This is a genomic window from Actinoplanes sp. NPDC048791 (assembly GCF_040650095.1).
Lineage (GTDB): Bacteria > Actinomycetota > Actinomycetes > Mycobacteriales > Micromonosporaceae > Actinoplanes.
This window is the reverse complement of the sequence record NZ_JBEZGQ010001619.1, coordinates 1-1,271: the sequence shown is the minus strand read 5'-3', so window position 1 is coordinate 1,271 and position 1,271 is coordinate 1. Positions and strand designations below refer to the sequence as shown.

Below are 1,271 nucleotides of genomic sequence, written 5' to 3'. Positions count from 1 at the left end.
CCGCGCACGAGCTGATCGGCAACGTCGCCGCGGGCGGCCTCGACGGTGCCGTCGACGATCCGGAGAAGCCGTTCGCCGACCGCGGCCAGGCCGCGCGGGCGTCGGTCTGGCTCCGGGGCAGCCGCACCGGCCAGCGCGGCGAGAGCAACGCGAGCCTGGTGACCGACGAGCGCGGCAACGTGTACGTGACCAGCGTCCGCACCGGCGCCGACGACCTGCCGAAAAGGTTCGACTGGACCGGCGACGCCACCGGCCGGCAGCGTGACCTGCTCGTCCAGTCCCGCAAACGGCGCGACCTCGGCACCGACACGACCGAGGTGCTGCAGATCCGGCCGGACGGGTCGCTGGCCACCGCGGCCGGTCACGCCGACGCGGCCGCGGTGCACGGCGACTGGCTCTACCTGGCGCGGGCCTTCACCGACGACGAGAGCACGGACCGGGTGCTGGTGGTGCGCACGGCCATCCCGCGTTAGGGGGCCCGCCGGCCGCCGAGTCGCAGCACCTCGGCGACCACGCCCGGCCGCAGCAGCTCTCTCGGCGGGGCCAGCAGCTGCTGCACCCGCAGGTAGACGTCGGTCAGCTCGGGCGAGGCGTGGGTCGCGACGGCCAGCCGCCGGGCGTACCAGTTGGTGAAGCGGACGCCGCGGGGTCGCGGCCCGGTGGTTTCCGGATAGGAGAAGTCGTTGCCGACCGCGAAGCGCCACGGCACGGCGATCACCTCGGCGACAGCCCGGTAGTAGTCGCGGGCGGCGGCGGCCGTGACGGAACCGTGCCGGTCCAGGGTGTCACCGAGCGCGGCGGCCGCCATGGCGGCGACTGTCATGCCCTGGCCGTAGATCGGGTTGAAACTGCACACGGCGTCGCCGACGGTGACCAGGCCCGCCGGGAGCCGGTCGAGCTCCTCGAAGAGCCGGCGGCGGCTGGACGGGAAGCGGATGGGCGCCGGGTCGTCGAGCGGCTCGGCCTCCGCGATCAGCTGCGCCACGATCGGGTCGGGCAGGCTCTTGGCGTAGATCTCGAAGCCCGCCGGGTCGGTGGGCATCGAGCCGACGTGCCAGCCGCCGAGCGACACCAGCCACCGGTCGCCCTCGATCGGCAGGACCAGCCCGGACCGCTTCTCCCGCGGCGGGTCGGGCAGCACGAGCGCCGCCTGCCAGCCCTCCAGCTGCCCCGGCGCCCGCCGGTAGAGGCGGGTGGCGTAGGCGACGCCGACCATGACCTCCATCTGCCGGGGCGCCGGCAGGCCCAGGTCGCCGAGCCACCGGTCGGAG

At 75.0% G+C, this 1,271-nt stretch carries 1 protein-coding gene and 1 pseudogene; one reads left to right on the top strand and one right to left on the bottom strand.

The features are described from left to right. A partial coding sequence (locus tag AB0C29_RS49035; RefSeq protein ID WP_360835325.1) for a hypothetical protein occupies positions 1–473 on the top strand: 473 nt, incomplete at its 5' end. On the opposite strand, the pseudogene AB0C29_RS49030 reads toward AB0C29_RS49035, so the two are convergent. Continuing rightward, positions 470–1,271 (bottom strand): annotated as a pseudogene (locus AB0C29_RS49030) (hypothetical protein); the annotation flags it as partial. The gene AB0C29_RS49035 and the pseudogene AB0C29_RS49030 overlap by 4 nt on opposite strands.